The 26,839-nt window shown below is 70.9% G+C and carries 30 protein-coding genes; 10 read left to right on the top strand and 20 right to left on the bottom strand.

All coding sequences use genetic code 11. The annotated features are described in order from the left end of the window. Window positions 1-51: 51 nt before the first annotated feature. From OHS82_RS16280 to OHS82_RS16300, 5 genes are all read left to right on the top strand, one after another. Window positions 52-1,014, top strand: a complete 963-nt coding sequence (locus OHS82_RS16280; RefSeq protein ID WP_057584427.1) for an SPFH domain-containing protein — start codon at window positions 52-54, stop codon at window positions 1,012-1,014. Continuing rightward, window positions 1,011-1,325 carry a hypothetical protein gene (locus OHS82_RS16285; RefSeq protein WP_328434068.1) on the top strand — a complete coding sequence of 105 codons (315 nt, stop codon included), beginning with the start codon at window positions 1,011-1,013 and terminating at the stop codon, window positions 1,323-1,325. Before OHS82_RS16280 ends, OHS82_RS16285 begins: the two co-directional genes overlap by 4 nt. 145 nt (window positions 1,326-1,470) lie before the next feature. After that, a complete protein-coding gene (locus OHS82_RS16290; RefSeq protein WP_057584429.1) occupies window positions 1,471-1,995 on the top strand; it encodes a PadR family transcriptional regulator in 525 nt (174 codons plus the stop codon). Then, the gene (locus OHS82_RS16295) at window positions 1,992-2,681 is read left to right on the top strand and encodes an ABC transporter ATP-binding protein (protein ID WP_057584430.1); all 690 of its coding nucleotides are present in this window, start codon (window positions 1,992-1,994) and stop codon (window positions 2,679-2,681) included. The genes OHS82_RS16290 and OHS82_RS16295 overlap by 4 nt, the downstream gene beginning before the upstream one ends. After that, the gene (locus OHS82_RS16300) at window positions 2,678-5,023 is read left to right on the top strand and encodes an ABC transporter permease (RefSeq protein ID WP_328434069.1); all 2,346 of its coding nucleotides are present in this window, start codon (window positions 2,678-2,680) and stop codon (window positions 5,021-5,023) included. Before OHS82_RS16295 ends, OHS82_RS16300 begins: the two co-directional genes overlap by 4 nt. A gap of 83 nt (window positions 5,024-5,106) precedes the next feature. Here OHS82_RS16300 and OHS82_RS16305 read toward each other — a convergent pair whose 3' ends face one another. From OHS82_RS16305 to OHS82_RS16320, 4 genes are all read right to left on the bottom strand, one after another. Then, window positions 5,107-5,535, bottom strand: coding sequence for a hypothetical protein (locus OHS82_RS16305; RefSeq protein ID WP_054242616.1), 429 nt, complete (start codon window positions 5,533-5,535; stop codon window positions 5,107-5,109). 4 nt (window positions 5,536-5,539) lie between these two features. Next, window positions 5,540-5,965 (bottom strand): roadblock/LC7 domain-containing protein, encoded by a 426-nt coding sequence (locus OHS82_RS16310; RefSeq protein ID WP_057584432.1) that lies wholly within the window; start codon window positions 5,963-5,965, stop codon window positions 5,540-5,542. A gap of 104 nt (window positions 5,966-6,069) precedes the next feature. After that, window positions 6,070-6,954: a MarR family transcriptional regulator gene (locus OHS82_RS16315; protein ID WP_328434070.1), complete on the bottom strand. Its 885-nt coding sequence runs from the start codon at window positions 6,952-6,954 to the stop codon at window positions 6,070-6,072. A 188-nt stretch (window positions 6,955-7,142) separates the two neighbouring features. Further along, window positions 7,143-8,087, bottom strand: a complete 945-nt coding sequence (locus OHS82_RS16320) for a LysR substrate-binding domain-containing protein (RefSeq protein ID WP_057584434.1) — start codon at window positions 8,085-8,087, stop codon at window positions 7,143-7,145. Window positions 8,088-8,340: 253 nt separating this feature from the next. Here OHS82_RS16320 and OHS82_RS16325 point away from each other — a divergent pair, with 253 nt between their 5' ends. Then, entirely contained in the window at window positions 8,341-8,895 is a 555-nt protein-coding gene (locus OHS82_RS16325) for a peroxiredoxin (RefSeq protein ID WP_057584435.1), read from the top strand. 6 nt (window positions 8,896-8,901) lie between these two features. Next, window positions 8,902-9,438 (top strand): alkyl hydroperoxide reductase, encoded by a 537-nt coding sequence (locus OHS82_RS16330; protein ID WP_057584436.1) that lies wholly within the window; start codon window positions 8,902-8,904, stop codon window positions 9,436-9,438. 102 nt (window positions 9,439-9,540) lie between these two features. Here the strand turns inward: OHS82_RS16330 and OHS82_RS16335 are convergent, their stop codons facing one another. The 7 genes from OHS82_RS16335 to OHS82_RS16365 form a co-directional block, all read right to left on the bottom strand. Further along, window positions 9,541-10,899 (bottom strand): AI-2E family transporter, encoded by a 1,359-nt coding sequence (locus OHS82_RS16335; RefSeq protein ID WP_328434071.1) that lies wholly within the window; start codon window positions 10,897-10,899, stop codon window positions 9,541-9,543. A gap of 201 nt (window positions 10,900-11,100) precedes the next feature. After that, window positions 11,101-11,829, bottom strand: coding sequence for a transglycosylase SLT domain-containing protein (locus OHS82_RS16340; protein ID WP_057584437.1), 729 nt, complete (start codon window positions 11,827-11,829; stop codon window positions 11,101-11,103). A 139-nt stretch (window positions 11,830-11,968) separates the two neighbouring features. Further along, entirely contained in the window at window positions 11,969-12,643 is a 675-nt protein-coding gene (locus tag OHS82_RS16345; RefSeq protein WP_057584438.1) for a transglycosylase SLT domain-containing protein, read from the bottom strand. A 421-nt stretch (window positions 12,644-13,064) separates the two neighbouring features. Continuing rightward, window positions 13,065-14,390 (bottom strand): PhoH family protein, encoded by a 1,326-nt coding sequence (locus OHS82_RS16350; RefSeq protein ID WP_057584439.1) that lies wholly within the window; start codon window positions 14,388-14,390, stop codon window positions 13,065-13,067. 363 nt (window positions 14,391-14,753) lie between these two features. Then, complete coding sequence (locus OHS82_RS16355; protein ID WP_057584440.1) at window positions 14,754-15,527, bottom strand: isoprenyl transferase; 774 nt, start codon at window positions 15,525-15,527, stop codon at window positions 14,754-14,756. Window positions 15,528-16,065: 538 nt separating this feature from the next. Next, window positions 16,066-16,860, bottom strand: coding sequence for a methyltransferase domain-containing protein (locus OHS82_RS16360; protein ID WP_057584441.1), 795 nt, complete (start codon window positions 16,858-16,860; stop codon window positions 16,066-16,068). 89 nt (window positions 16,861-16,949) lie between these two features. Then, window positions 16,950-17,324, bottom strand: a complete 375-nt coding sequence (locus tag OHS82_RS16365; protein WP_057584442.1) for a DUF192 domain-containing protein — start codon at window positions 17,322-17,324, stop codon at window positions 16,950-16,952. A gap of 77 nt (window positions 17,325-17,401) precedes the next feature. Here OHS82_RS16365 and OHS82_RS16370 point away from each other — a divergent pair, with 77 nt between their 5' ends. Continuing rightward, window positions 17,402-18,010 carry a dihydrofolate reductase family protein gene (locus OHS82_RS16370; protein WP_057584443.1) on the top strand — a complete coding sequence of 203 codons (609 nt, stop codon included), beginning with the start codon at window positions 17,402-17,404 and terminating at the stop codon, window positions 18,008-18,010. 380 nt (window positions 18,011-18,390) lie between these two features. Further along, window positions 18,391-18,834 carry a hypothetical protein gene (locus OHS82_RS16375; protein WP_057584444.1) on the top strand — a complete coding sequence of 148 codons (444 nt, stop codon included), beginning with the start codon at window positions 18,391-18,393 and terminating at the stop codon, window positions 18,832-18,834. Between the two features lie 174 nt (window positions 18,835-19,008). On the opposite strand, the gene OHS82_RS16380 is transcribed toward OHS82_RS16375, so the two are convergent. From OHS82_RS16380 to OHS82_RS16405, 6 genes are all read right to left on the bottom strand, one after another. Continuing rightward, window positions 19,009-19,635: an OmpA family protein gene (locus OHS82_RS16380; protein WP_328434072.1), complete on the bottom strand. Its 627-nt coding sequence runs from the start codon at window positions 19,633-19,635 to the stop codon at window positions 19,009-19,011. An 8-nt stretch (window positions 19,636-19,643) separates the two neighbouring features. Beyond that, the gene (locus tag OHS82_RS16385) at window positions 19,644-20,225 is read right to left on the bottom strand and encodes a hypothetical protein (RefSeq protein ID WP_057584445.1); all 582 of its coding nucleotides are present in this window, start codon (window positions 20,223-20,225) and stop codon (window positions 19,644-19,646) included. Window positions 20,226-20,259: 34 nt separating this feature from the next. Beyond that, window positions 20,260-20,856, bottom strand: coding sequence for a pilus assembly protein TadG-related protein (locus OHS82_RS16390; RefSeq protein WP_057584446.1), 597 nt, complete (start codon window positions 20,854-20,856; stop codon window positions 20,260-20,262). Then, a complete protein-coding gene (locus OHS82_RS16395; protein ID WP_057584447.1) occupies window positions 20,853-21,050 on the bottom strand; it encodes a Flp family type IVb pilin in 198 nt (65 codons plus the stop codon). The genes OHS82_RS16390 and OHS82_RS16395 overlap by 4 nt, the downstream gene beginning before the upstream one ends. 163 nt (window positions 21,051-21,213) lie before the next feature. Then, window positions 21,214-22,032, bottom strand: a complete 819-nt coding sequence (locus OHS82_RS16400) for a response regulator transcription factor (RefSeq protein WP_328436069.1) — start codon at window positions 22,030-22,032, stop codon at window positions 21,214-21,216. A gap of 32 nt (window positions 22,033-22,064) precedes the next feature. Then, on the bottom strand, window positions 22,065-23,261 hold the full coding sequence (locus OHS82_RS16405) for a sensor histidine kinase (RefSeq protein ID WP_057584448.1): 1,197 nt from the start codon (window positions 23,259-23,261) through the stop codon (window positions 22,065-22,067). Window positions 23,262-23,361: 100 nt separating this feature from the next. Between OHS82_RS16405 and OHS82_RS16410 the strand changes: the two genes are divergently transcribed. Continuing rightward, entirely contained in the window at window positions 23,362-23,571 is a 210-nt protein-coding gene (locus OHS82_RS16410; protein ID WP_328434073.1) for a hypothetical protein, read from the top strand. Here OHS82_RS16410 and OHS82_RS16415 read toward each other — a convergent pair. Genes OHS82_RS16415 through OHS82_RS16425 form a run of 3 tightly spaced genes read right to left on the bottom strand, consistent with a single transcriptional unit; the run spans window position 23,558 to window position 26,753 of the window. Continuing rightward, window positions 23,558-24,445, bottom strand: coding sequence for a DUF5936 domain-containing protein (locus OHS82_RS16415; RefSeq protein WP_057584450.1), 888 nt, complete (start codon window positions 24,443-24,445; stop codon window positions 23,558-23,560). The two genes, OHS82_RS16410 and OHS82_RS16415, sit on opposite strands and share 14 nt — an antisense overlap. 23 nt (window positions 24,446-24,468) lie before the next feature. Further along, window positions 24,469-25,410 (bottom strand): type II secretion system F family protein, encoded by a 942-nt coding sequence (locus OHS82_RS16420; RefSeq protein ID WP_057584451.1) that lies wholly within the window; start codon window positions 25,408-25,410, stop codon window positions 24,469-24,471. A 5-nt stretch (window positions 25,411-25,415) separates the two neighbouring features. Beyond that, complete coding sequence (locus OHS82_RS16425; RefSeq protein WP_057584452.1) at window positions 25,416-26,753, bottom strand: CpaF family protein; 1,338 nt, start codon at window positions 26,751-26,753, stop codon at window positions 25,416-25,418. Window positions 26,754-26,839 lie beyond the last annotated feature (86 nt).

Genomic DNA, 26,839 nt, shown 5'->3' on the forward strand with positions numbered 1-26,839 from the left:
GCTAGACAGCCGATCGCTGAATCAGCTGCTGACGAGAGACGGGGGACCACCATGTCCGCACACGATCCTTCGGCCACCGCCGAGCACATCCACGCCGTCGACACCGCCGACGCGCCCGACATGCCCGCCCCGCGCGTGCACGAGTTCCCCGCGCACAGCGTGGGGGGCGGGGTCGCGCTGCTGCTCGGACTGCTCGGACTGCTGGCCGGCGGCGGGCTGATCGCCGCCGGCGCCGTGGTGACCGCGGCCGGTCTCAAGGCGGCGCTCATCGTCGCCGGCGTGCTGGTCGCCGTGGCCGCGTTCCTCGCCATGTGCGGACTGAACACGGTGGCGCCGGGCGAGGCGCGCGTGGTGCAGCTCTTCGGCCGCTACCGCGGCACCATCCGCGAGGACGGACTGCGCTGGGTGAACCCGTTCACCTCGCGCGAGAAGATCTCCACCCGGGTCCGCAACCACGAGACGGCCGTGCTCAAGGTCAACGACGCCTACGGCAACCCGATCGAGCTCGCCGCGGTCGTGGTGTGGAACGTGAAGGACACCGCGCAGGCCTCCTTCGAGGTCGACGACTTCCTGGAGTTCGTCTCCACCCAGACCGAGGCGGCCGTGCGGCACATCGCCATCGAGTACCCCTACGACTCGCACGACGAGAACGGGCTCTCGCTGCGCGGCAACGCCGAGGAGATCACCGAGAAGCTGGCCGTGGAGCTCCACGCGCGCGTGGAGGCGGCCGGCGTGCGGATCATCGAGTCCCGCTTCACCCACCTCGCCTACGCTCCCGAGATCGCCTCGGCGATGCTCCAGCGCCAGCAGGCGGGCGCGGTGGTCGCGGCCCGGCGGGAGATCGTGGACGGGGCGGTGGGGATGGTCGAGGCCGCGCTCGGCCGGATCGCCGAGCAGGGCATCGTGGAACTGGACGAGGAGCGGAAGGCGGCGATGGTGTCCAATCTGATGGTGGTGCTGTGCGGGGACCGGGCGCCCCAGCCGGTGCTGAACACCGGAACCCTCTACCAGTGACGGTCCCCTCCGGGGGGACGGCCCCTCAGGGCCGGCCGCAGCGCAAGCAGGTGCTGCTGCGGCTGGACCCCGCGGTGTACGAGGCGCTGGCCCGGTGGGCCGGGGAGGACCTGCGGTCCGCCAACGCCCAGATCGAGTTCCTGCTGCGGCGGGCGCTGCGGGAGGCGGGGCGCCTCCCCGGCGACGCCGGCCCCATGCCCCGCCGTGGCCGGCCCCCCGGAGGAAGCCCGCCCGGAGGAAGCCCGCCCGGAGGAAGCTCGTCCGGGGGAAGCCCTGCGGGCGGGGCCCCGCCCGGGCCGCCGTCGGCCTGATCGCCCCGCCCGGTCGCCCGGAGAGTGGGCGCGGCTGTTGCAGAACGGTGACAACCGCCTCCCACCTGCGTACCCCCACCCCCCGCTGCCACCTGCGCACTCCGCGTATACACACGGGGTATACACCGCATGTACAGTCCTTGCCATGTCCATCGGTCACACCCTTCTGGGACTCCTGGAGTCCGGACCCCGCCACGGCTACGACCTCAAGCGGGCCTTCGACGAGAAGTTCGGTCATGACCGGCCGCTGCACTACGGCCAGGTCTATTCGACGATGTCGCGCCTGCTGAAGAACGGGCTCGTCGAGGTCGACGGCATCGAGGCCGGCGGCGGACCCGAGCGCAAGCGGTACGCGATCACCGACGCCGGGATCACCGACGTCGCGCGGTGGCTCGCCACGCCCGAGAAGCCCGAGCCGTATCTGCAGTCCACGCTCTACACGAAGATCGTCCTCGCGCTGCTCACCGGCCGCGACGCCGCCGACATCCTCGACGAGCAGCGTGCGGAGCACCTGCGCAGCATGCGCATCCTCACCGACCGCAAGCGCAGCGGCGACCTGGCCGACCAGCTGATCTGCGACCACGCCCTGTTCCATCTCGAGGCCGACCTGCGCTGGCTGGAACTGACCGCCGCGCGCCTCGACAGACTGAAGGCCACGGTGACCGCATGAACGCCCCCGGGGGATCCCTGCTCGTCGCCGAGAGCCTGCGCAAGGCCTACGGCCCGACGATGGCGCTGGACGGCGCCGACTTCTCCATCCACCCCGGCGAGGTCGTCGCGGTGATGGGCCCGTCCGGCTCCGGGAAGTCGACCCTGCTGCACTGCCTCGCCGGCATCGTGACGCCCGACTCCGGATCGATCATGTACGACGGCCACGACCTCGCCACGATGAACGACGCGCAGCGCAGCCGGCTGCGGCGCACGGAGTTCGGGTTCGTGTTCCAGTTCGGCCAGCTCGTGCCCGAGCTGACCTGCGTGGAGAACGTGGCGCTGCCGCTGCGGCTGAACGGCACCCCGCGCAGGCAGGCCGAGCGCACCGCCCTGAGCTGGATGGAACGGCTGGAGGTCGACGACCTCGGCAGGAAGCGGCCCGGAGAGGTATCCGGCGGGCAGGGGCAGCGGGTCGCCGTGGCGCGCTCGCTCGTCACCAGCCCCCGCGTGCTGTTCGCCGACGAACCGACCGGCGCGCTGGACTCGCTCAACGGCGAGCGGGTGATGGAGCTGTTCACCGAGGCCGCCCGGACGGCCAACGCGGCCGTCGTCCTCGTCACGCACGAGGCCAGGGTCGCCGCCTACTCGGACCGCGAGATCGTCGTCCGGGACGGCAGGTCGCGTGACATGGAGCGCGTGATATGAGTCCGGGTCAGTGGTCCAGGGATCTGGGCCTGGGAATCCGGTTCGCCTTCTCCGGCGGACGGGAGGGGTGGATCCGGGCCGTCCTGACGGCCGTCGGCGTCGGGCTCGGCGTCGCCGTGCTGCTGCTGACGACGGCGGTGCCGAACGTGATCTCGGTGCGGCACGAGCGCGAAGAGGCCCGGCTGGACTGGTCGTTCGTCGACCCGCCGCCGGCCAAGGCCGACGACACCCTGCTCATCGCACAGGTCGACACCACGTTCCACGAGAAGGACGTCCGCGGCCGGCTGGTGGAGCCGGAGGGGCCGCGCTCGCCGCTGCCGCCCGGCGTGAGCCGGTTCCCGGCCAAGGGCGACATGCTGGTCTCGCCCGCCCTGAAGAAGCTGCTCGCCGCGGACGGCTCGGCGCTGCTGCGGGAACGGCTGGCGTACCGCGTCGTCGGGACCATCGGCGAGAGCGGGCTGGTCGGTTCGCAGGAACTCGCCTACTACGCGGGGGCCTCCGGGCTCGCCTCGCACGTCGAGGGCTACGGGGCGACCCGGCTGAAGACGTTCGGCAACCCGCAGCGCACCAGCGAGAAGACCGACCCGGTGCTGCTCCTGCTGATCCTCGTGGTCATCGTGGTGCTGCTGATGCCCGTCGCCGTGTTCATCGCCGCCGCCGTGCGGTTCGGCGGCGAACGGCGCGACCGCAGGCTCGCCGCGCTCCGGCTGATCGGCTCCGACGGCGGGATGACCCGGCGCATCGCGGCCGGCGAGGCACTGGCGGGCGCGCTGCTCGGCCTGGTCCTCGGCACGGTGTTCTTCCTGTTCGGCCGCCAGGTGGCCGGCACCGTCGAAGTGATGAACGTCAGCGTGTGGCCCAGCTACCTCAACCCGTCGCCCGTGCTGGCCGCACTGGTCGCGCTGGCGGTGCCCTCGGCCGCGGTGCTGGTCACCCTGTTCGCGTTGCGCGGCGTGGTCATCGAACCCCTCGGCGTGGTCCGCTCGACGAAGCCGTCGCGCCGCCGGCTGTGGTGGCGGCTGCTGCTGCCGGTGGCCGGCCTCGCGCTGCTCTATCCCATGATCGGACAGGGCCGCGGCAACGGCGAGTTCAACGAGTACCAGGTGATCGGCGGCGTCCTGCTGCTCCTCGTCGGGATCACCGCCCTGCTCCCGTGGCTCGTCGAGAAGGTCGTCGCCCGGCTCGGCTCGGGCGGCGTCGCCTGGCAACTGGCCGTACGAAGGCTCCAGTTGAGCAGCGGTACGGCGGCCCGCATGGTCAACGGCATCGCGGTCGCGGTGGCCGGGGCCATCGCCCTGCAGATGCTGTTCGCCGGGGTCGAGAGCGACTACACGGCGGCCACGGGCAAGGACGTGCATCTCGCCCAGATGCAGGTGACCGTGCCGCGCGGCCCGTCGCTGACGCACACCAGACAGGCGTTCGCCGACACCGCCGGCGTCAGCAAGGTCACCGCCCTGTGGGAGCAGTACCTGGGCGACAAGTCCTGGAAGTCGCAGAACGGCCCGGACCTCTCCACCGAGCTGATCGTCGGCGACTGCACGGCCCTGCGGGAGCTGGCGAAGCTGCCGTCGTGCAGGGACGGCGACCGTTTCGCCCTCGAGGGCAGCGAGTACCCCAGCTATGCACCGAAGCTGAACGTGCCCGGCAAGAAGCTGTACATGGAGACGGACGGCTCCTTCCCCGGGAGGACCACGGAGATTGTCTGGACCGTGCCCGCGGGCGTGCGGAAGGCGCAGGCGATCGAGGACATGACCGGTCAGCGGCGCGGCGGCTTCCTGCTGACGCCCGGCGCGCTGCCCAAGGAGGCCGCGACGGCGCTCCGCGGTCAGCTGTACCTCTCGTTCGACGAGTCGGTGCCGGACGCCTACGACCGCGCACGCAACACGGCGGCGCGGCTGGATCCGCTGTCCCAGCCGATGAACTGGTCGGCCACCCGGCAGGACCTGAAGTTCTCCTCCATCCGCACCGGACTGCTCGTCGGGTCGGCGTGTGTGCTGCTGCTGATCGGGGCGAGTCTGCTGGTCTCGCAGCTGGAGCAGCTGCGCGAGCGCAAGAAGCTGCTGTCGGCCCTGGTCGCCTTCGGCACCCGGCGGCGCACGCTGGGTCTGTCGGTGCTGTGGCAGACGGCCGTCCCGATCGCGCTGGGACTGCTGCTGGCCATGGCCGTGGGTCTCACGCTGGGCACCGTCCTGCTGAAGATGACGCGCACGACGGTCCGCGTCGACTGGGGCAGCGTGCTGGCGATGACCGGCTTCGGCGCGGCGGTCGTCCTGATGGTGACGCTTGTGAGCCTCCCGCCGCTGCTGCGGCTGATGCGGCCGGACGGCCTGCGCACGGAATGACGTACCGCGTGACGTACCGCGTGCGCACGGTATGAGCCGTGGAGACGACGGTCCCTCCCCGCCCGGGGAGGGACCGTCCGCGTTCACAGCTGGTACTCCCGTACCACCCTTCGCACCTGCGCGAACAGCATGCCGACGTTCACGGACTTGCGGCAGACGACCACCGCGACCACGTCCTGCTGCTCGGTCATCCGCACGAACAGGTGAGTGAGGTTCTCACTGTTGACGAGGATCTCCTGGAAGAAGTGGTTGTCGCTCTGCACCCCGCGACGCTCCTTGAAGACGTCCTCGATCATCACGACCGTGCGTCCCTGGAACAGGTCGAGCGTCGCCCCGGCCAAGAGGTCCAGTACCTCCGGCGGGTGGTTGTCGACGGTCTCGTAGGACAGGAGCATGCCGGTGGACATGTCGACGACGCCGGAGGCGACGCAGTCGGGGGCATCCGTGCGCAGTGACTTGACCAGGCCCATCACCTGGTCGGAGAAACCCGGGGTCATACGTTTCGTCGCCATCCCTTCAGACTCCTTCGGCGGTCTTCACGGTCGTCCCGTCCGCCGCGGTCCGCGCGGTCGTCCGGTCGGTGAGGATCAGGTCGATGCGGCGCAGGGCCGGCTGGGTCGCCCGGTGCAGGCGTTCCACGTCCATGCCCTCGTCGCCGAGCACGACCATCAGCGCGGTGTCTCCCACCGCGTAGAACGCGGCGCAGCCGTGGCTGCCGTAGGCCACCGTGCGGTGCAGGGCGCCGCGGGCGGTCGCCTCGGCGGTGCGGCGGGCCAGGCCGAGGCCGGCCGCGGCGAGGGCGGCGAGGCCCTCGGGGTCGATCGAGTCGGCCGTGTCGGCGGCGATGAGCAGTCCGTCGGCCGCCGCGACCGCCGTGTCGGTGATCCCGGTCACCTGCTCGCGCAGGCCGCGCATCTCCCGCGCGAGGGCTTGGTGGTCCATGAGTGCAACTCCCCTGATTCTGATGGCATGTGACCGTCTGTTCTCTGTGGGGGGTTTCCGCGTGCCGTGGTGTCCCGCGTGGCCGTGGGGGTTCTGGCGGGCCGTCATTTCGCCGTCGGGTTGCGCAGGCGGAAGAACTCCTTCCAGCCGGGGCCGTTGCGTTCCGGCGTGAGGGCCTCGTGGATGCCGCTGGCGCCGGGCCTGCGGCGGGGCAGGGCGGCCGCCTCCGGGGCCGGCGGCGGCTGGGGCGGCGCCGGCTCGCGGGGGCGCACCCCGTGTCCGTCGGGCGGCAGCCGGACGGGGATCGGGTGGGGGGAATCCACGCACTCCAGGAGCCCCTCGCCCAGCATCCGGGCCACCTCGACGGTGACGGTGTACACCCCGCGGCCGGTGCGGAAGGCGAGGTCGCGGGCCGTGCGCCGGCCGTCCGCGTGGGCGAGCAGCTCGCGCTGCAGGACGCCGAGGCGGGCCGCCGCCAGGGAGAGCGGCGCGGGCACGGGACGCTCCCGGTCCGGGCGCACGGGGCACGGCATCGCGAGCAGCGCGGCCAGTTTGCGCGAGGCGACCTGGAGCAGCCGGGTGGGTGGTTCGCCGACGGCGACCGAGGCCGGTGTGAGACCCGTCGCCGGACCGCGTTCGCAGCCGTCGACGCTGCCCGCGACGACCGCGAACGCCGCGTCCTGGAGGGCCATCGCGCATACGACCCGGAGCTGGGCCGCGCCCGTGTAGCCGTGGGCGACCAGCCCGGCGGCCGGCCAGCGCGCGCCGCCCGACTCGCGCACCAGCGCGGTCCACTCCTCGCCGCCGATCCGGCCGGAGCGCAGCAGCAGCGCCTCGGGGGCGGGCGCGCCCGGCGACTCGACGGCGACGACCAGGCCGCCGTCCAGATGGAAGACGCCGCCGGGCGAGCCGGTCACGCACAGTTCTCCGGTGAAGCCGTCCCGGCCGCACGCGGCGAGGTCGCGTGCCAGCAGCTCGTAACCCGACATCAGCCCGACATCACTCCCCGGCGGCCTCTCGCACATACGCCTGACGCGTAGCGCTGAGGAGGGAAGGTGTATCAGTCAGGGCGCATATTCCAGCGCGGGATTCCCGACCTGCCCCCAGCTGACGGAAGTTGTTCTCTGGATGGACCCAAATCTCTTTGTTCGGGGCTCATTTGACCGCTTGACCGACCTCAGTCGTCGCCGCCGAGCACCCGGACCGGCAGGGGTCGCAGCGCCCTGCGCAGCGCGCCCGCCAGCTCTTCGTACTCCGCCCCGCGCGCCGCGCCGGTGCGCATCGCGAGGGCGATCCGGCGGGCGGGCGCGGGGGCGGCGAAGGAGCCGGTGAGCAGGCGCGTGCTGCGGCTGGTCTCGACGGTGACGGCGGTGCGCGGCAGCAACGTGCAGCCCAGTCCGCCGGCGACCAGCTGGACGAGGGTCGACAGGCCGGCGGCCGTGGTGGTCACCGGCGCGTCGCCGCGGCCCGCCTCCCGGCAGATGTCGAGGGCCTGGTCGCGCAGGCAGTGCCCCTCGTCCAGGAGCAGCAGGTTGAGCTCCCTGAGCGCCTCGCGCGGGATGCCCTGCTGTCCGCCGAGCTCATGGCCGAGCGGCGTCACGAGTACGAAGTCCTCGTCGAACAGGGGCAGTTCCCGCACCCCGGGGACGCCGAGGGGCACGGCCAGCAGCAGGAGTTCCAGACGGCCGGTGTGCAGGCCGTCGAGGAGGCCGGCGGTCTGCTCCTCGTGGACCTGGAGGTCGAGGTGCGGATAGCGCTCGTGGACCAGGTGCAGCACGGTCGGCAACAGGTAGGGCGCGACGGTCGGGATGACGCCGAGGCGCAGCGTCCCGGTGAAGGGGGCCCGCACCGCCTCGGCCTCGTCCATCAGCGCCTCGATCTCGCCCAGCACCGCCCTGGCCCGGACGACGAGCCGTTCGCCGGCCGGCGAGAGCAGGACCTTGCGCGTCGTACGCTCGAGGAGGGTGACCCCGAGCGACTCCTCCAGGGCCGAGACGGCGCCGGACAGGGCGGGCTGGCTCATGCCGATCGCGGCGGCCGCGTCCCGGAAGTGCAGGTGCTCCGCGACGGCCACGAAGGCCCGCAGCTGGGCCGGGCTGGGCGGCCGACGCGTGGCGTGCACGGCCCTGCCGGCCGCCGCTCGACCGGCCGCCGCTCGACCGGCGGCCGCCCCGGCGCCCACCGCTCGGCCGCCCCTCGCCCTGCCGCCCACACCCCTGGCATCCACATTACCCTCAGTCACTGATAGATATCTTCGATCAACCCTATCGAGTGTAGCCATTTCCTGAATCAATGCACCCTGTGCCACGATCGAGGCCGTCCAACCCACGGGGAGTGTCCGCGATCCGGACACCCCTTCGCTGCAAGGAGAGCGTGTGCTCACTGTCGGTGACAAGTTCCCCGAGTTCGAACTGACCGCCTGCGTCTCGCTGGAGAAGGGCGCGGAGTTCGAGCAGATCCACCACAAGTCCTACGAGGGCAAGTGGCTCGTGGTCTTCGCGTGGCCCAAGGACTTCACCTTCGTCTGCCCGACCGAGATCGCCGCGTTCGGCAAGCTGAACGACGAGTTCGCCGACCGTGACGCGCAGATCCTGGGCTTCTCCGGCGACTCCGAGTTCGTCCACCACGCCTGGCGCAAGGACCACCCGGACCTGACCGACCTGCCGTTCCCGATGATGGCCGACTCGCGGCACGAGCTGATGCGCGACCTCGGCATCGAGGGCGAGGACGGCTTCGCCCAGCGCGCCGTGTTCGTCGTCGACCCGAACCGCGAGATCCAGTTCACGATGGTCACCGCGGGCTCCGTGGGCCGCAACCCCAAGGAGGTCCTGCGGGTCCTGGACGCCCTGCAGACCGACGAGCTGTGCCCCTGCAACTGGACCAAGGGCGAGAACACCCTCGACCCGGTCAAGCTGCTGGCCGGGGAGTGAGCTGAGATGTCCCTCGACGCCCTGAAGTCCGCGATACCGGACTACGCCAAGGACCTGAAGCTCAACCTGGGCTCGGTCATCGGCAACTCCGACCTCCCCGCACAGCAGTTGTGGGGCACGGTCCTGGCGACCGCGATCGCCTCCCGCTCCCCGATCGTGCTGCGCGAGCTCGCCCCGGAGGCGAAGGCGAACCTGTCGCCGCAGGCCTACACCGCGGCACGCTCGGCCGCGGCCGTCATGGCGATGAACAACGTGTTCTACCGCACCCGCCACCTGCTGTCGGACCACGAGTACGGCAACCTGCGGGCCGGCCTGCGGATGAACGTCATCGGCAACCCCGGCGTCGACAAGGTCGACTTCGAGCTGTGGTCGTTCGCCGTCTCCGCGATCAACGGCTGCGGGATGTGCCTCGACTCCCACGAACAGGTGCTGCGCAAGGCGGGCGTCGAGCGGGAGGTCGTCCAGGAGGCCTTCAAGATCGCCTCGGTGATCCAGGCGGTCGGCGTGACGCTGGACGCGGAAGCGGTCCTCGCGGACGTCTGATCCGCACGCCCCCGCTCCCCCGCTCCGCCTCACCGCGACGCGGCAGGGCCCGTCGGTCTCCGACGGGCCCTGCCGCGTTCGGCAGTCCACCTGGTGCGGCGCCTACCCGGGCGGTGTGTCCTGGCCCTCGTCGGCCGGAGGTTCCGGTTCCCGGCTCTGCCGCGCGGCCGTCACGGGCGCCACCCCCGAGGCCGTCGCCCCTCTCGGCCGCGGAGCGTGCCGCAGGGCCTGCTCCCTGGAGTAGGCGTGCAGATAGCCCACCACCGTGTTGGTGACCGCCACCAGGGGCACGGCCACGATCGCGCCGCCGATGCCCGCGACCATGCCGCCGGCCGCGACCGACAGGACCACCGCCAGCGGGTGGACGCGCACCGCCCGCCCGAGGATGAACGGCTGGAGGATGTGTCCCTCGATCTGCTGGACCGCGAGCACGACGGCCAGGGTCATCACCGCCGTGAACACGCCCTGGGTGACCAGCGCGACCACGACCGCCAGCGCGCCGGACGCGACCGCGCCGACGAGCGGGATGAACGAGAACAGGAAGATGAAGACGGCGAGCGGGACGGCCATCGGCACGTCGAGGAAGTAGATGCCGAGGCCGATGAAGATGGCGTCGATCAACGCGACGATCACCGTGCCGCGCACATACGCCGTGAGCGTCGCCCAGGCCCGCGGTCCGGCGCCCGCGACGCCCGGCCGGGCCGCCGCCGGAACCAGTTTGAGGGTCCACTCCCAGATGCGCTTGCCGTCGTAGAGCAGGAAGAGCGTCGAGAAGAACGCCAGCAGGATGCCGGTCAGCGCCTCGACCACGACGGTGACGCCCTCCAGGCCCGCCGAGGTGATCGAGTCCGTGTTGTCGCCGATCGCGTCCCGCAGGTTCTTCGCGATGCCGTTGATCTGCTTGTCGGTGACGTGGAAGGGGCTGTTGAGCAGCCAGCGGCGCAGATCGTCGATGCCGTCCTGGACCTGGTCGGAGAGGTTGTCGATGTTCGCCATGACCTGCCAGGTCACGAACCAGCCCATCAGGCCGATGACGACGAACCCGAGGATCGCCGTCAGTGCGGTGGCGGCGCCCCCGGGGACCCCTGCCCGCTTCAACCGGGCCACGGTGGGCTGCAGCAGCGCCGTGAGGAGCAGGGAGACCACGAAGGCCATCACGACCAGCTGGATCGCGGTGATGACCTTCATCAGCACCCAGACGGTCCCCGCGAGCACCAGCAGCCGCCAGCCGGCCTCGGCGGCCACCCGGACCCCCCACGGGACGGCCTGCGCGGGATCAGGACGCGGGGCGGGCTCGAGCGGCTCCGGGTACTCCTCGGGGGACGACGTCGCGTCGGGCGGTGTCGTCTCCGGCTCGGCCGCGCCCTCCCGCTCGACCTCGGCGCGCCGCTCGTCGAGCCGCTCGCTCATCTCGCTGAGACCGGCGCCGAGCCGGCCGAGCCACCGTGGCACTCTCGACATGATCCGTCCTCTTCCCCCGTCTCTCCCCACCACTCCCCCTGGAGTCGTCGGTCCCGGTCGTACGACCGTACAGGGCGACAGCCCCTCCCCCGGTGCACGGGGAGGGGCTGTGGGGGACGGGAGCGGCCGGAGCGTCACGCCGGACCGGGCGGGCCGTCAGCACGGAGGGGACGGGCCGTCGGCGCGGAGCGGAACAGTCCGTCAGTACGAGCCGTTGGCCTGCCAGAAGGCCCAGGCGTCGCAGGGGCTGCCGTACCGCTCGTTCATGTAGTTCAGGCCCCACTTGATCTGAGTGGCCGGATTGGTCCGCCAGTCGGAGCCGGCGGACGACATCTTCGACCCGGGGTAGGCCTGGACGAGGCCGTACGCGCCCGAAGAGGGGTTGACGGCCCGGTAGTTCCACGTGGACTCGTGGTTCACGATGTTGCTGAAGCACTGGAACTGGCCGCTCGGCACCATCTGCTGGGCGATGGCCTTGACCTCGCCGACCGTGTACGAGGCCTGCTGCGGGAAGTCGCCGGCGTCACCGGTGGGACCGGCCGACGCGCTCTGGGTCCGTGCGGCCGCACGGTCCTTGGCCTCCTGCGCGGCCTTCGCCCGGGCCTCGGCCTTCTCTTCGGCTTTCTCGGCGGCCTTCTGCTTGGCCACCGCGTCCTTGGCGGCCTGCTTGCGGGCCGTCTCCTCCGCCGCCTTGCGTGCGGTGGTGTCCGCCGCAATGGCCTGGACGGTCGCCTGGTGCGTCATCGAGTCGGTCTGCACCTGGGCGAGCTGTCCGGCCGGTAAATCGGCGAGCAGCGTGGAGTCGCCCACCGCCTGGGCGTCGTCGGCGGGCTGCGCGGCGCTGCCCTGGGCGACCCCCACGACGGCTCCGACGGTGGTGACGGCGGTCGCCGATGCCACGGCGAAGCCCCTGACCGATATCCGGTTCACACGAATTCCTTCTGCAGTGTCATCGGGTGAAGGGACGACGAACGGCCGAGGGCCGCGCGGGCCCTCGGCTCAGTCGTTCGGTACCGGTCGCCGGCCCAGGTCGTCACCGCGCAGCGGCGTCGGCTGCCCATCGGGCTGCCTAGTACCAGTGGTTGGCCTGCCAGAACGACCACGCCTCACAGGGACTGCCGTACCGGCTGTCCATGTAGTTCAGGCCCCACTTGATCTGGGTGGCCGGGTTGCTCTGCCAGTCGGCGCCGGCGGACGCGTATTTGCCGGCGGGCAGCGCCTGGAAGAGGCCGTAGGCGCCGGAGGAGGCGTTGACCGCGTGGTAGTTCCAGCTGGACTCGTGGTCCACGATGTTGCTGAAGCACTGGAACTGGCCGCTCGGCACCATCTGCGCCGCCATCGCCTGGATCTGCCCGATGCTGTACGAGCCCTGGATCGGGAAGTCGCCGGCGCTGCGGCTGGCCTTGGCCTTGGCCTCCGCGCGGTCCTTGGCGGCCTTCTCGGCGGCCTTCTTCTTCGCGACAGCCGTCTCGGCCGCGGCCTTGCGCGCGGCTTCCTCGGCATCCTTCTTCGCGCCCTCGTCAGCGGCGATGGCCTGGTAGCTGGCCTGCTGCGTGAGGGACGCCGTCTGCACCTGGGCCTGCTGGCCTACAGGGATGTCGGCGAGGAGCGTCGCGTCGCTTGCCGTCGCATCTGCGTCGTTGGCCTGCGCGACGCTGCCCGAGGCAACGCCGACGACGCTTCCGACAGCGGTGACCGCCGTGGCCGAGGCCACTGCGAGTCCCCGGACCGAGATCCGGCTCACACGGTTTTCCTTCCAGCGTCGCCCGCTTCGGTGACCCTGGCGGACGCAATCGTGCCCTTGTCGCTGGTCTCCGAACTGCGGGGTCACAGGAGACACGGGCCCGGTGGGCAACTCCCGGTGCGGGAGCGCCGCGTGGTGCACGGGCGGCATACGACGGTCGATATGGAGTTGACGGTGATGCTCAAGCGGTGCCGTACTGCTGGGGGCACAGGTGTGTCGCATGCGGGGCCTGACAGGACTGAGACTTTGCCGTAACCGGACTGCGTGAGGCAATTCCGAGTTACGTGTGAAAGCTCACACCCTCCGGGACCCTGGGGATTTCTCGAAACCCCCACATACGCCGGCGCCGCCCGGCTAGGCTCACTGCCTTTGCCGGACGGCGCCAACCGTCGCATTACCCCGATTACTTGGGGCAGCTACTTCAGATCTGCCCATCCTCCAGCATTTCGGTCACTAGTGCCGCGATCTGGGACCTCTCGGACCGGTTCAGCGTCACGTGGGCGAAGAGCGGATGCCCCTTCAGTTTCTCGACGACGGCGACCACGCCGTCATAACGGCCGACCCGCAGATTGTCCCTTTGCGCCACATCGTGGGTCAGAACCACCCGGGAATTCGCGCCGATCCGGGACAGAACGGTGAGCAGCACATTCCGTTCGAGCGACTGCGCCTCGTCGACGATCACGAAGGCGTCGTGGAGGGAGCGTCCCCGGATGTGGGTCAGGGGCAGGACCTCCAGCATCCCGCGTGCGGTGACCTCCTCGATGACCTCGCGGCTGGTGACCGCGGACAGCGTGTCGAAGACCGCCTGCGCCCAGGGACCCATCTTGTCGGCCTCGGACCCGGGCAGATAGCCCAGCTCCTGCCCGCCCACCGCGTACAGCGGCCGGAAGACCATCACCTTCTGGTGCTGACGGCGCTCCAGGACCGCCTCGAGACCCGCGCAGAGCGCGAGCGCGGACTTGCCGGTGCCGGCCCGGCCGCCCATGGACAGGATCCCGACGTCCGGGTCGAGCAGCAGATCGAGGGCGATGCGCTGCTCGGCGCTGCGGCCCTTGATGCCGAAGGCCTCGCGGTCGCCGCGCACGAGGCGGACGTCTCCGTCGGCGGTGACCCGGCCCAGGGCCTTGCCGCGCTCCGACTGGATGGTCAGACCGGTGTGCACGGGCAGGCCCGCGGCCTCGGGCACGTGGATGTGCCCGACGTCGAAGAGGATGTCCACCTGCTCGCCGGACAGGGTCAGTTCGGACATTCCGGTCCAGCCGGAGGAACCCGTGATGGCGAGTTCGGCGCGGTACTCCTCGGCGAGGAGACCGACCGAGGACGCCTTGATCCTGAGCGGCAGGTCCTTCGACACGACGGTGACGTCGAATCCCTCGGCCTGCAGATTGCGGGCGACCGCGAGGATGCGGGAGTCGTTGTCCCCCAGGCGGTAGCCGGTCGGCAGCACACTGGGGTCCGAGTGGTTGAGCTCGACACGGACGGTGCCGCCGAGTTCCCCGATCGGGATGGGGGCGTCGAGGCGACCGAACTTCACCCGGTAGTCGTCCAGCAGGCGGAGCGCCTGCCGGGCGAAGTAGCCGAGCTCCGGATGGTGCCGCTTGGCCTCCAGCTCCGTGACCACGACGATGGGAAGCACGACCTCGTGCTCGTCGAATCGGGTCAGGGCGTTCGGGTCGGCCAGCAGGACGCTGGTGTCGAGAACATAGGTGCGCCGGTCTGGCATACGGCGCTTTGTGCTGGTCACCACGGAAGGACGTACCCCCTCGGATGAGGTCGGGGAGCGACGGAGTGGAAGCAGGGCCGGGAGGGCGGGAAGAACCAGGCCGGTCGTCGGCCGCCGCTGTGCACGGGCCGAGTACCGGCCCCCCGCTGCTTCTTCCGTGCCGTGACCGCACGGTCGGGCTGGTGCAAAGGGCCTCCCGGGCGGACGGCCCCGTGCCGTCCGCTGAGATCCGACACCCGTGGTTCGGGCGTCGACCTGCTTGGCTTATGCCCTCGAAAACGCGCCGTCATGCCACGGCATATGACGGCGCGCCGGTGAACTCCGCGTTACTTCCGCCCCGGAAAGGGGTAGACGGGGCGCCCCGGAAGGGCGCACGTGTGCGGCGGTTCAGCCGCCGTAGCGGCGGTGGCGGGCCGCGTAGTCGCGCAGGGCGCGCAGGAAGTCCACCTTGCGGAAGGCCGGCCAGAAGACCTCGCAGAAGTAGTACTCCGCATGGGCCGTCTGCCACAGCATGAACCCGGACAGCCGCTGCTCGCCGCTGGTGCGGATCACGAGGTCGGGGTCGGGCTGGGCGCCGGTGTAGAGGTGGCGGCTGATCAGGTCGACGCTGACGGAGTCCGCGAGGTCCTCCATCGAAGTGCCCCGGTCCGCCGCGTCCACGATCATCGAGCGCACGGCGTCGGCGATCTCCTGGCGGCCGCCGTAGCCGATCGCGACGTTGACCAGTATCCCGTCGACGTGGGCGGTGGACTCCTCGGCCTCCTTCAGCGCGGTCTGCACATGGGAGGGGAGGATGTCGGCCGTGCCGACGTGATGGACGCGCCAGCGGCCGTCGGCGGCGAGCGTGCGCACGACGTCCTCGATGATGCCGAGGAGCGGGACGAGTTCTTCCTGGGGGCGGTCGAGGTTGTCCGTCGAGAGCAGCCAGAGGGTGACGACCTCGACGTCCGTCTCGGTGCACCAGCCGAGGAACTCCTCGATCTTGTCCGCACCGGCCCGGTGGCCGTGCTCGGTCGTGGAACCCGAGGCCTTCGCCCAGCGTCGGTTGCCGTCCATGATGACGCCGATGTGCTTGGGCACCTGAGCGTGGTCCAGGTGGCCTTCCACCCGGCGTGCGTACAGCCTGACCAGAAGGCCGCGCAGCTTGTCGCGCAGGTTCACGTGATTGTCAGCCCCTCCGAACGGTGCGGTCCCCGCGGGGCGCAGCCTACCCCTGTGCGGACTTGGGCAAAAAAACGGGCCGGTCCGTGGGGGGGAGACGGACCGGCCCGAGGGGGGGTTTCCACCATAACCCTTCGTGAGTGCTGATGCGCGCATCGGCGCGCCACAACTACTCTCCGCAGTCGATCGACGACGCGGCGGTGACCGTTTCGATCGTCGATCATGGGTGGTTCATGGCCGGAACGCATCTGATTCCCAGGGAAAGTCAGCCGTTCGCCGACGGAAGTCCCGGGTCCGGGGCGCATCCACCACCGTCCGCCCCTCCGCCCGAGCATCCCCCCGACGGGCTAACCCGAGGAGAACCCCACCTTGACGAGGGCGTCACCGCGCAGCCCCCTCCGCTGCGCGGTGACGTCCACGCAGCTTTGCTCACGCGAATTGCCTCCGCTAGAACCTACGTGAGGGCGACGGGTGACAGGAACCGATCGCGATAACGATGTGGAAACTCCGTGAAGGCCGCGGTCGGGTGGTGACGGGGCTACGGCCGGCGGGCTTCCACGAGGTGGCGGGTGCTGTGCGCGACGAACGGGCCGTCGGCCTCGATCTGCTCGTGCAGGGCGCGGAGCCGGGGCCGGTAGGCCGCCACCGTGAAGCCGGGAACCATCCACACGACCTTGCGCAGGAAGTGCACGACGGCGGCGATGTCGTGGAACTCGACGCGCAGCCGTTCCGCCCGCAGGTCGACGATCTGAAGTCCCGCCGCCTCCGCGTCGGCGCGCTCACGTTCGGGGTGCCGGTTGCCGCTCACCTCCTGCGGCTGCGGCCCGAGGAAGTACTCGACGAGCTCGAAGACGCTGCGGGGGCCGACGTGTTGGGCGAAGTAGGTCCCGCCGGGCTGCAGCACACGGGTGATCTCGCGCCAGGGGGGCCGCACCGGATGCCTGCTGCTGACGAGGTCGAAGGCGGCGTCCGCGAAGGGCAGCGGGGCGTCCTCCGGGGACGCGACGACCGCGATGCCGCGCGGTCGCAGCAGCGTGGTCGCCTTGGCGACGTTCGCCGGCCACCCCTCTGTCGCGACGGTGAGGACGGGGGCCTTGGGCGCGGCCCGTTCGAGAGCGAAGTCCAGCACCTCCCCGCCCCCGGTCTGCACGTCGAGCGCGGCATGCGCGCCCGCCAACCGCCCGGCCAGCGACAGCGCGTACCCCCAGGAGGGCCGCGCCTCGGTCGCCCGCCCCTCGAACCAGGAGAAGTCCCAGCCGTCGGTGGGGACGGCTGCGCCCTCGGCCACCAGGTCCTCGAAGGCGGCACGCTCGCCGCGGTCGTCCTGCTTCATAGGGGGATCGTCGCAGAGGGCCGGAACCGAGCGCGTGCGATTTTCCCCCACGGACCGGGTCCCCGGATTCCGACCCCGGAGAGCCCCCCTCAGCTCGTTCCGTCCACCTCGACCGTGACCCGCGCGCCCGCCTCTACGCCCCACCCCGCCATGGTCCCCGCCTCCGCCTCCAGCACGTGCCGGGCGCGCAGCCGCGGCAGGCCGAGGCGGCCGGGGCGCATGGTGCGGACGGCGAGGACGGTGAGGTCTCCGCTCAGGTAGGCCACGTCGATGGGGATGCGCATACGGAACGTGTGGATGCCGGAGGCCGGGGAGAGCAGCAGCGCGCCGTCGACGGCGTCCCTCCCCAGCAGGCCTTTGGTGCGCGCCCGGTAGGAGGCGGCGACCTCCAGCGGGACGATCGCGACGGCCCCGCCGTCCCCGTGCACCGTCAGCCGGCCCCGCCCGTCACGCCAGCGCCTCATGTCCCACCTTTCGCGTCCTCCAAGGCCTACCCTTCCGACCGTCCGCCGAGTCCGTCCATGGTCCAGCGAGGTGCGTGATGCGCAAGATCGTCCTGATGATGTCGGTGTCCCTCGACGGGTACATCGAGGGCCCGGACCGTGACATCTCCTGGCATCGCGTCGACGAGGAACTCCACCGGCACATGAACGACGTCGTCCGAGGGCTGGGCGGCCTGCTCTCCGGACGGGTCACGCACGAGCTGATGGCCGGCTTCTGGCCCACGTTCGACTCCGGCCCCGACGTCGACCCCGACGGGGCCATGGCCGAGTTCGCCGGCATCTGGCGGGCGATCCCGAAGTACGTGTACTCCCGGTCCCTGCAGCACGCCGACTGGAACACGGTGATCGTCCGGGAAGTCGTGCCCGACGAGGTCCGCGCCCTCACCCGGCAGCCCGGCGGGGACCTGGGGCTCGGCGGGGCCGACCTCGCCGCGGCCTTCCTGCGCCACGGCCTCGTCGACGAGATCCGCCTGTACGTCCACCCCGTCCTCATCGGCCGCGGCAAACCCCTTTTCCCCCGGTCCGACACCCTGGCCCCACTCGCCCTTGTCGAGTCCCACACATTCGGAGGCGGAGTCGTCCTGCTGCACTACCAGCGGGCGCGGGAAGAGGGCATGCAGACCGACGGGGAATCCGCGAACGGATAAAGCCGAACACCACCGCCCGGCGGACGGGCGCCAATTCCGCGATGACCCGGGAATTCGTCACCAGGACGGCCGGCTTCGGTTCCGCCTTTCCGTACTCTCGCTTTCCCACTCGCGATCCGGAAACCGCCGCCGGCGAAACAGCGCGACCGGGTCCTGTCCGGCGGTGCGTGGCCGCCAGCACCCAACAAGGCGTGGACCCAAGGGACTTGCGGCCGCCCTGCTCGCCGCCGCCGAGCGGGTGTGGGGATGCGTCCGCCAAGTGACGTTTGTCCTCCCAACAAAGCGACCATATCGAACAAACGCTTGATCGACTGGGCGCTCATGGCTAACCTTGCGAGTTCGCCAACGCCTTGTTGGACACCACCCACAAAAGGAATCGCGTGCTCAAGAACCGCCGGCTCAAGCGAATAGGCACCGTCGCAGGCACCCTCTCGGCCACCCTTCTTCTCACCGTCACCCAGGCGAGCGCCGCCGGCGAAGTCGAGCGTGCGACCGCCACCGACTACGCCAACGAGGTCGAGTGGGTGAAGTGCGCCACCAAGCAGGAGGACGGCGGCATCATCTACCGCGCCTGCTTCTCGCCCCCCGGCGACTGGTTCTCGGTCTACGACGGGAAGGCGGACGGCTCCTCCGCCGTCGTGGACTGGGAAGTGGGAAACCGGTTCGGCTCCATCTTCAACGCTGACGGGGCCAGCACGGACCGCTACAAGAACAAGGACTTCACCGAGAGCGTCACCATCCGCTTCCGCGTCTGCCTCGGCCACTGGAACACCAAGCTGATCACCGCGGGCACCTGCTCCGGCTGGGTCAGCAACCTCACCTGACGAGAACCTTCGACGAGGCGCGCCTGACGCGGCTGCGGCGTCCCGTCGGCCCGGAGCGCCGCCGGCACCCACGGCACGGGTGCGAATCAGCAGCCCCGGGACCGTCGGCGCGGTCGCCGGGGTCCCTGCCGCGCACCGCCGGGAGAACGTGCGCGGCCGCGGCGCCTTCGCCGGTCAGCTCGCCGTGCGCGGGAACGTGACCTCCACTCGGCGGTTCTTCTTGCGGCCCGCCTCGGTCGAGTTGTCGGAGATGGGGTACTGCTCGCCGTAGCCGCGCACCTCGAAGGTGATCTTCGGGTCGTTCAACTCGCCCGCGAGTTCCGCCTGGACGGCGTCCGCCCGCTGCTTCGACAGAACGTCGCCGTGCGCGGAGGAACCCAGGTTGTCGGTGAACCCGAAGACGCGGACCAGGGTGGTGTTCTGCTTCTTGATCTCGGCGGCGATCGTCGTGATGCGCGCCTTCGCCTCCGCGCCGAGCTTCGCGCTGTCCTTGCCGAAGAGGACTTCCGCCTGGAGCGCGAAGGTCACGTCGGCGTTGGTGTCCTCCCGGCGTTCGTCGCCCGTCTCGTCCTCGACGACCTGCTTGATGTCGAGCACCTTGGGCTCGGCGAGCGTTCCGCCCTCGGGGAGTTTGAGATCGGGGTCGTTGGGGTCGACGTCCACGGGCGCGGACGCGGTGGGTTCGGTGCCGGGCGGCACGCTGGGGGTGTCGGCCTCCGCGGGAGCAGGGACGACGAGCACGGCGGCGACGGCGAGGCCGGCGAGGGCGAGACGGAACGGGACGGGGCGGGTGCGGGGCATGGGGGGCCTCACCCGGAGATGGTGATCGAGGCCGAGGCGAACGTCGGCAGCTGGAACATGACGTCGGCGGTTCCCGCAGGGGGCGCCGGGAACTGCATGAAGACGGCGAGGCTTTCCCCCGCCCTGATCGTCGAGAATCCGGACGTCGTCAGGGGCCGCCCGTCCGTGTCACGCAGGACGTAGTACCGCTTCTTGCCCTTGGGATCGACGAGAGTGGCTCCGCCGAGCGACCGGCCGTTGCGGATGATCTCGGTCTCGTTGCCGCTCAGCGAGGACGGGACCACGACGCTCTTCGCGCCGTCGTTCTTCAGCGAGCCGTTCAGCGTGACGAATCCTCCGGAGTCGCGCTCGGCGGAGGTGATGTCGAGGATCAGCCCGTTGGACCCCTTCACCTCGGCCAGAGGCGTGTCCGCCTGCCCTTCCTGGGCGCTCGGTTTGGAGTTGCCGGCGCGGGAGGGCGACGAGGAGCTCTCGGGCCGCTTGTCGTCGTCGCCACCACCGCCGCAACCGGCCGCCCCGAGTGCGAGACCGGCCGCCACGGTCACCGCGACCATCCCCCTGCGGGCCTTCGTCGTGAACCGCATGCCCATGTCTGTGCTTCCTTCGTCGCTCGGCGTTCGCTTGTCAGTCGACCAGATGGACACGGAAGAGGTCCTGAGCTTTCGGCAGGTCCGCGGGGTGATCCGGATCCGGCGTCCAGTTCCCGTCGTCGCAGCTGAGTTGTGGCAGCACGTCGTCCTCCGCGTCCTCGCCGGGCGGTTCGAAGGTGCAGAGGGGGTCGATCTCGGCGGAGGCGGTGGCCTTGGACCGCACGTTCTCCGTACCGGGCACGATGGAATCCCCGACGGTCTTGTCGGTCCGCACACCGACGGTGAACCTCAGTCCGTCCTGCTGACAGCTGTCCACGCTCGCGTCGTTCTGCGCTGCCAGGTCGTACGCCCGCCAGCACGAGGGGGTGAGCCCCGCGGCGATGCCGTGGAAGATGTCCCACCACTTCGCCGGATCCTTGACGTCCAGCTTCCACAGTTCGGCGAGTTGGTCCCTGGTGTCCTGGGCCGCCGCGAGCGCCGCCGCGTCGGCCGCCGTCTGCGCACCGTTGCGGTTCGCCGCGGCCTGGCCGACCGCGAGGTAGGCGAACGCGAGAAAGAGCAGGCCCGCCACCACCGTGATGTAGATGGGGAAAGCCTGCCCTGCGTCACCGCGCCCACGCGGCGGCGTCAACCGCCGGTGACCTCGGCGATCTTCGCCGTGATCGCGTCGTAGATGGACTGGCCGATGTCCGTGCCCGTGATCGCCAGGACGATCGCCACGACCACGGCGATGATGCCCAGGTACTCCACCGCGGTCTGGCCGCTGTCGTTGCGGAATGCTCGGGACTGGACACGGGCGACGACCGTGCTGATCCACTGGGTCATGCTGTTCCCCTCCGGGTGTCGCGTGACCGGCTCGCTGGGTGCCGGTGCCGCTGTCGGCACCCTGAGCGTAGGCCTCGACACCGGTTCCGGTAGAGGGCCTGCGGGCCCAATCCCGGGCCCATTTCCGGACCGCGCGGCCGTTCCGTCGCCCGCTCGTCACCCGTCACCCCACCCCTCGGTGTGCGGCGCCGGGAGTCGTGCCGAGCCACGTGGCCGTGGCTTCGGAGCGGCTGGCGCTGTGGAGCTTCGCGAAGATGCGGTTGATGTGGTTCTTGACCGTCTTCTCGCTGATGAAACAAGTGGCGGCGATCTGCTGGTTGTTCATGCCCGACGCGATGAGGTCCATGATCTCCGCCTCCCTCGCGCTGAGCCGGCTTCTCGTGCCGGCGTCCCGTTCCCGTTCCCGCGTCGACTGTCCCACAGGCGGTTGCATCTGCGAAAGCAGATTCACAGAAGTCGCAGGAAATAGGGATGTTGGGTCCGTTTCTGCGTGTGCAGTCGCATCGGTGTAGAGGTGCGCCATCACCACCGTCGCCGCCGTGGGAGTGAGATGGGCGCGGCCACGGGTGATGTCCCGTACCGCCGAAGCCAGTTCCTCGGCGGTGAACTCCCCGTGGACCAGGTATCCGCCGGCTCCGCCCCGCAGGGCCGCCCGGACGATCTCGGCCTCGTGGCTGTACGTCAGCATCACGACCTGTGCGATCCGCGCCAGGTGCGGGAGGGCGGCGAGACCGTCGACGCCGGGCATGCGGACGTCCAGGAGGACGACGTCGGGGCGGTGCCGTACGGCGGCCTCGTAGGCCTCGCGGCCGTCCGCAGCCTCCGCGACGACCGTGATGTCCTCCCGGCCGGAGAGGAGAGCGGTCAGACCCGCGCGGACCACCGGGTTGTCGTCGGCCACGACGACGCGCACGGGGGCGGGACGGGGAGGCGGCGGGAAGAGCGGCTGCACCGCGGCGGGGGGTACGGGTGGGTCCGGCATGACGTGGTTGTCCTTCGGGTGCGGGAAGTCGTTCATGGGCGGGACGCCGTCAGGGGAAGTTCGAGGCGGACTTCGGTGCCCCCGGGGTGGGCGCCGCGGCCGATGTGGATGCGGGCGCCGATGGCGGCGGCCCGCTCCACCATTCCGACCAGACCGAAGTGACCGGATCGGCGCAGTTCTTCGAGCGTGGTGCCGTCGGGCAGGCCGCGGCCGTCGTCGTAGACGCTGATGCACAGGCGGTCGTCGTGGACGCCCGCGTGCACGGCGACGCGGGTCGGGTCGGCGTGGCGCCGGACGTTGTCCATGGCCTCCGAGGTGATCGTGAGGAGATGGCGGGCCACGGCGGGCGGCACGGGGAGCGTCGCCCGGTCGCCGGTGGCGTGGTAGCTGGCCGCCAGGCCGGTGCGGGCGGCGAAGTCCCGTGTGCGGGCCGCCAGTTCGGGCAGTACGTCGATGCCGCCCCGAGCGGTGTCCTGCGGCTCCTCACGACGCAGGTCGGTAAGGAGTTCGCGGGACTCCGCGGCGGCCTGACGTGCGGCGCCCGCGATCAGTTCGGCGTGCCGGCGCACCCGGGCCGGGTCCATGTCGGGCGAGCCCGCCGAGCGGGCCAGGGCGTCCGCGGCGAGGGCCACGCCGTGCAGCGTCTTGGCCACCGAGTCGTGCATCTCCCGGGCCAGCCGGGCGCGTTCCGCGGCCACCGCCTCGGTGACGGCGAGGCGCGCCTTGACGTCGGTCAGGGCGTGCGTCGCCGCGCCGAAGCGGAGCATGAGCCCTCGCAGCGTGGAGCCCATCGCGCCCGTGATGACGCAGAGACCGGGCAGCAGCAGCCGTTCCGCCACGCTCACGTCCGGCCCGTGCCGCAGCGCCGCGTGGACGAGCAGCAGGATCAGCGACTGGAGGGAGGCGAAGCCGGCGGCGCCCCGCCAGCCGTAGACGATGCCTGCCAGCAAAGGGGTGCAGACGCTGACATAGGCGAGCGTCGTGCCCGGGCCCGCGGAGACCAGCAGCAGAGCGCCGAGGAGGGTGTCCGCGACGAGCAGCGAGGGGTGTCTCAGCAGGAGGGGGCCGAAGCGTTCCCAGTCGCGGAAGAGGACGTACGAGCCCATGAAGGTGACGACCACCGCGGCCCCCACCAGTCGCACGCCCATTCCCGGGGCCGCGTTGAGGAGGGCCGTCGGGGACGCGACGGCGATCACGGCCAGCCGGAAGCCGAAGACCTGGCGGGACATCGCCTGCAGCGCGTTGACCTGGATCGGGATGGGGGGCGGATCCGCCGTCGGCTTCACCCGCCCCCTCGGCAGCCTGCCGCGCGCCTTGGTGAACGCCCTCGTGAACGCCCTCGTGAACGCCTTCGTGAACGCCCTCGCCGCTGCCGGGGACTTCGCCGCCGCCGTGTTCGCCGCCGTTGCCGACGCCGTGATCGCCGCCGGTGCCGTGGCTGTCGCCGGGGTCGTCGCTGCGCGGGCCGTCGCCGGGGTCGTCGCTGCCGTGGTCGTCGTCGCCGTCATCGCGGTCACCCACCCGCCTAGTCGCCCGTGAGCGGGCTGAAGTCCGTGCCGGAGCCGAGGAGCAGGCCGGCGCCGAGGAGGAGCATCGTCGCCGGGACCATGAACGTGGTGATCATCAACGTGGCCCTCGGGACCGCCCGGGCGGCCTTGCGGCGGGCGTTCTGGGCGTCCGTGCGGCGCATGTCCTTGGCGATCGACACGAGCGTGTCCACGATCGGCGCACCCAGTTCCTCGCCCTGCTGGAGCGCGGTGACGAACATGGCCACCTGCTCGGAGTCGTTGCGAAGGCGCAGTTCGGCGAAGGCCTGCCGCCGGCTCACCCCGAGGTCCATCTGCCGCAGGGTGATGCGGATCTCGTCCGCCCAGGGCCCTTCGTACTTCGACGCGACGCGGTCGAGGGCCTGGCGGAAGCCCAGCCCGGCGCTCACCACGACGGCGAGGACGTCCAGGAAGTCGGGCAGCGTCCGCTCGATCACGTCCTTGCGGATCCGGATCGCCGCCCAGATGCCGACCTCGGTCCAGAACACGGCGAACGCGAAGAGCAGCAGGGCCACGACGATCCTGCCCTGCAGCAGGAACACGAGCCCGCCGAAGCCGCCGAGAGCGCCGTACACCGCGCGGCGCGCCGCATAGCGGTCGATGGTCAGACCGCCCGGGTTGCCCGCCAGATCGATCTTGCGGCGGTACCGGGCGACCTGCTTGGGGCCCATCAGACGCAGCACGGCCGGGGCGTACCGCATGCCGAGCCGGTCCACGACCGAGTCGACCGCGCCGGTGCGGGTCGCGCCGACCTCGAGGGCCAGGGCCAGGTCCGGCGGAAGCTTGGCGTCCGCCCGGTACATGCGGATGCCGGCGAAGGCGCCCCAGACGGCGAGGCCCATGACGAGTGCGAGCAGTAGTTCCATGACGCGCGTTCCTTCCCGGCCGCTCAGACGTCGATGCGGGACATGCGGCGGATGAGGACGAAACCGACCGCGTACAGGGCGAAGGCGATGACGACGGCGCCCTGGCCGACCGGGGAGCCGGTCATGCGCTCCAGGGCGCCGTCCTTGACGCCGTTCATGAGGAAGAGGGAGCCCACCCCCAGCACCGGCACCGCGTACGCCGTCATGTTCACCTGCGACAGTTGGGTGCGCACCTCGCGCCGGGTCTCCTTGCGTTCCTCCAGCGTCTCCGTCAGGTTGCGCAGCGCGCCGACGACCTGGCCGCCGGCCCGGTTGGAGAGGACCAGGGTGGTGACGAGGACGACCAGTTCACGGGAGGGCAGGCGCTCGGCGAGTTCGCCGAGGGCGTCGTCCATGGAGTGGCCGACGGCCAACTGGTTGGCGACCCTGGCCAGTTCCTCACCGGCCGGCGCCTCCAGCTCCTCCGCCGCCATGCCGATCGCGGTGCGCAGCGCCAGTCCGGCATGGGTCGCGTTGGCCAGGATGCGGGCCAGTTCGGGAAGTTGGTTGATGAACTTCTCGATGCGCTTCTGACGCTGCCAGCTCAGGAACTGCCAGGCCGCCCACACGCCCAGCAGGCCGGCGATCGGCCCGAAGAAGGGGGCGAGGGTGGCCTGGCCGACGAGCCACAGGCCGGCCACCGCGGCCAGCAGGTAGACGGAGAACTCGCCCGGTGTCACGTCCAGGCCCGTCGCCGCGAGCTTCAGTTCCAGCCTGCGGCCGGTCCCGGTGCGACGCAGCCGCCGGTCCAGGGTGTGAAAGCGCCGTCGGCTGCTTCCGTGCACCTGCCCGGCGGAGGTCAGGCGTTCCACCAGTTCGGCGCGCTGGGCCCGGCCCCGGGCGTAGGCGTGCAGGCCGGCGACGGCCAGGGCGCAGGTCAGCAGGGCCACACCGGTGGTGAGGGTGATGCGGGTGTCGAGGTCCATCAGCGTTACCGGGCTTCCCTTGTGGTCAGTTCGAGTGCGTCACGCGCGACCCCGAACGCCTGCGGGATCGGCTGGCTCGCCATGTAGAGCCGGTCCGCGGTGCGGCGCGGAAGGGGGAAGTACTCGAAGGCGCCGTCGATTCGGCCGTCGGCGCTCATCGGCCGGGCGTTGAAACGGGCGATCGTCGCCAGCCGGTACGGCTCTCCGCCGTGGCTGTCCAGCAGGGCGATCTCTGTGACGCGGCGGGCGCCGTCGGCGAAGCGGGTGAGCTGGACGACGACGTCCACCGCGCTGTTGATCTGGTCGTGCAGCGCGACGAAGGGGATCTCGACGTCCGACATCGAGGCGAGGGTCTGCAGCCGCATCAGCGCGTCCTCCGCGCTGTTGGCGTGGACCGTGGCGAGGGAGCCGTCATGGCCCGTCGACATCGCCTGGAGCATGTCGAGGGACTCGCCGCCGCGGACCTCGCCGACGACGATCCGGTCGGGGCGCATCCGCAGGGAGTTGCGGACCAGGTCGCGGATGGTGATGCGCCCGTTGCCCTCCACGTTCGGCGGGCGGGACTCCAGCCGGATCACATGGGACTGCTGGAGCTGCAGTTCCGCCGAGTCCTCGATGGTGATGATGCGTTCGCCGTCCGGGATCAGGCCGGAGAGCGCGTTCAGCAGCGTCGTCTTGCCGGTGCCGGTCGCGCCCGAGACGATCACGTTGAACTTCGCCTGCACCAGCCCGGCGAGCAGGTACAGCATCTGCTCGTCCAGCGAACCGAAGCCGACCAGTTCGTGCAGGGTGAAGGAGCGCGGGAAGCGGCGGATGGTCAGGATGGGGCCGGTGAGCGACAGCGGGGGGATGATCACGTTGACGCGTTCGCCGGACGGGAGGCGGGCGTCGACCATCGGGTTCGTCTCGTCCACCCGCCGGTTGACGGTGGAGACGATGCGTTCGATCGTCTGCATCAGCTGGTCGTTCGACGCGAAGCGCAGGGGAAGCTGCTCCACCCGTCCGCTGCGTTCGACGAAGATCGCGTCCGGTCCGTTGACCATGATCTCGGTGATCGACGCGTCCTCGAGCAGTGGTTCCAGGATGCCGAGGCCGAGCGCCTCGTCGACGACCCGGCGGATCAGCTGCGCGCGTTCCCCGGTGGACAGCACCGGCCCCTCGCGGCTGATGATGTGCCCGAGGACCCGCTCCAGCCGCGCCCGGCGTTCGGCCGCCGCCAGCGCGCTCATCTCGGCGAGGTCGATCTCCTCCAGCAGCTTGGCCCGGTAGGACGTGACCATGTGGCCGTCCTCGCCGCGCCCGCCGTGCTCGTCGGGGGAGGTGATGCGCGCCCGCAGGCTCATCTCCGGTTCCTCCTCGTGGACTTCGTTTCGGTCTCGTGGGCTGCGTGGACGGCGGGGTCCGGGTGGCCGGCGGCGTCCGCACCGGC

The organism is Streptomyces sp. NBC_00425, from assembly GCF_036030735.1.
Taxonomy (GTDB): Bacteria; Actinomycetota; Actinomycetes; order Streptomycetales; family Streptomycetaceae; genus Streptomyces.

Excerpts from the sequence above, each read along its gene's own strand:
- OHS82_RS16420 (WP_057584451.1), bottom strand. The coding sequence starts at position 25,410 with ATGGACCTCGACACCCGCATCACCCTCACCACCGGTGTGGCCCTGCTG.
- OHS82_RS16370 (WP_057584443.1), top strand. The coding sequence starts at position 17,402 with ATGCGCAAGATCGTCCTGATGATGTCGGTGTCCCTCGACGGGTACATC.
- OHS82_RS16405 (WP_057584448.1), bottom strand. The coding sequence starts at position 23,261 with ATGTCCCGCCAGGTCTTCGGCTTCCGGCTGGCCGTGATCGCCGTCGCG.
- OHS82_RS16305 (WP_054242616.1), bottom strand. The coding sequence starts at position 5,535 with ATGGCGACGAAACGTATGACCCCGGGTTTCTCCGACCAGGTGATGGGC.
- OHS82_RS16300 (WP_328434069.1), top strand. The coding sequence starts at position 2,678 with ATGAGTCCGGGTCAGTGGTCCAGGGATCTGGGCCTGGGAATCCGGTTC.
- OHS82_RS16400 (WP_328436069.1), bottom strand. The coding sequence starts at position 22,032 with ATGCCGGACCCACCCGTACCCCCCGCCGCGGTGCAGCCGCTCTTCCCG.
- OHS82_RS16395 (WP_057584447.1), bottom strand. The coding sequence starts at position 21,050 with ATGACCCAGTGGATCAGCACGGTCGTCGCCCGTGTCCAGTCCCGAGCA.
- OHS82_RS16360 (WP_057584441.1), bottom strand. The coding sequence starts at position 16,860 with ATGAAGCAGGACGACCGCGGCGAGCGTGCCGCCTTCGAGGACCTGGTG.
- OHS82_RS16415 (WP_057584450.1), bottom strand. The coding sequence starts at position 24,445 with ATGGAACTACTGCTCGCACTCGTCATGGGCCTCGCCGTCTGGGGCGCC.
- OHS82_RS16290 (WP_057584429.1), top strand. The coding sequence starts at position 1,471 with ATGTCCATCGGTCACACCCTTCTGGGACTCCTGGAGTCCGGACCCCGC.
- OHS82_RS16335 (WP_328434071.1), bottom strand. The coding sequence starts at position 10,899 with ATGTCGAGAGTGCCACGGTGGCTCGGCCGGCTCGGCGCCGGTCTCAGC.
- OHS82_RS16280 (WP_057584427.1), top strand. The coding sequence starts at position 52 with ATGTCCGCACACGATCCTTCGGCCACCGCCGAGCACATCCACGCCGTC.
- OHS82_RS16295 (WP_057584430.1), top strand. The coding sequence starts at position 1,992 with ATGAACGCCCCCGGGGGATCCCTGCTCGTCGCCGAGAGCCTGCGCAAG.
- OHS82_RS16310 (WP_057584432.1), bottom strand. The coding sequence starts at position 5,965 with ATGGACCACCAAGCCCTCGCGCGGGAGATGCGCGGCCTGCGCGAGCAG.
- OHS82_RS16365 (WP_057584442.1), bottom strand. The coding sequence starts at position 17,324 with ATGAGGCGCTGGCGTGACGGGCGGGGCCGGCTGACGGTGCACGGGGAC.
- OHS82_RS16315 (WP_328434070.1), bottom strand. The coding sequence starts at position 6,954 with ATGTCGGGTTACGAGCTGCTGGCACGCGACCTCGCCGCGTGCGGCCGG.
- OHS82_RS16380 (WP_328434072.1), bottom strand. The coding sequence starts at position 19,635 with ATGCCCCGCACCCGCCCCGTCCCGTTCCGTCTCGCCCTCGCCGGCCTC.
- OHS82_RS16385 (WP_057584445.1), bottom strand. The coding sequence starts at position 20,225 with ATGGGCATGCGGTTCACGACGAAGGCCCGCAGGGGGATGGTCGCGGTG.
- OHS82_RS16330 (WP_057584436.1), top strand. The coding sequence starts at position 8,902 with ATGTCCCTCGACGCCCTGAAGTCCGCGATACCGGACTACGCCAAGGAC.
- OHS82_RS16425 (WP_057584452.1), bottom strand. The coding sequence starts at position 26,753 with ATGAGCCTGCGGGCGCGCATCACCTCCCCCGACGAGCACGGCGGGCGC.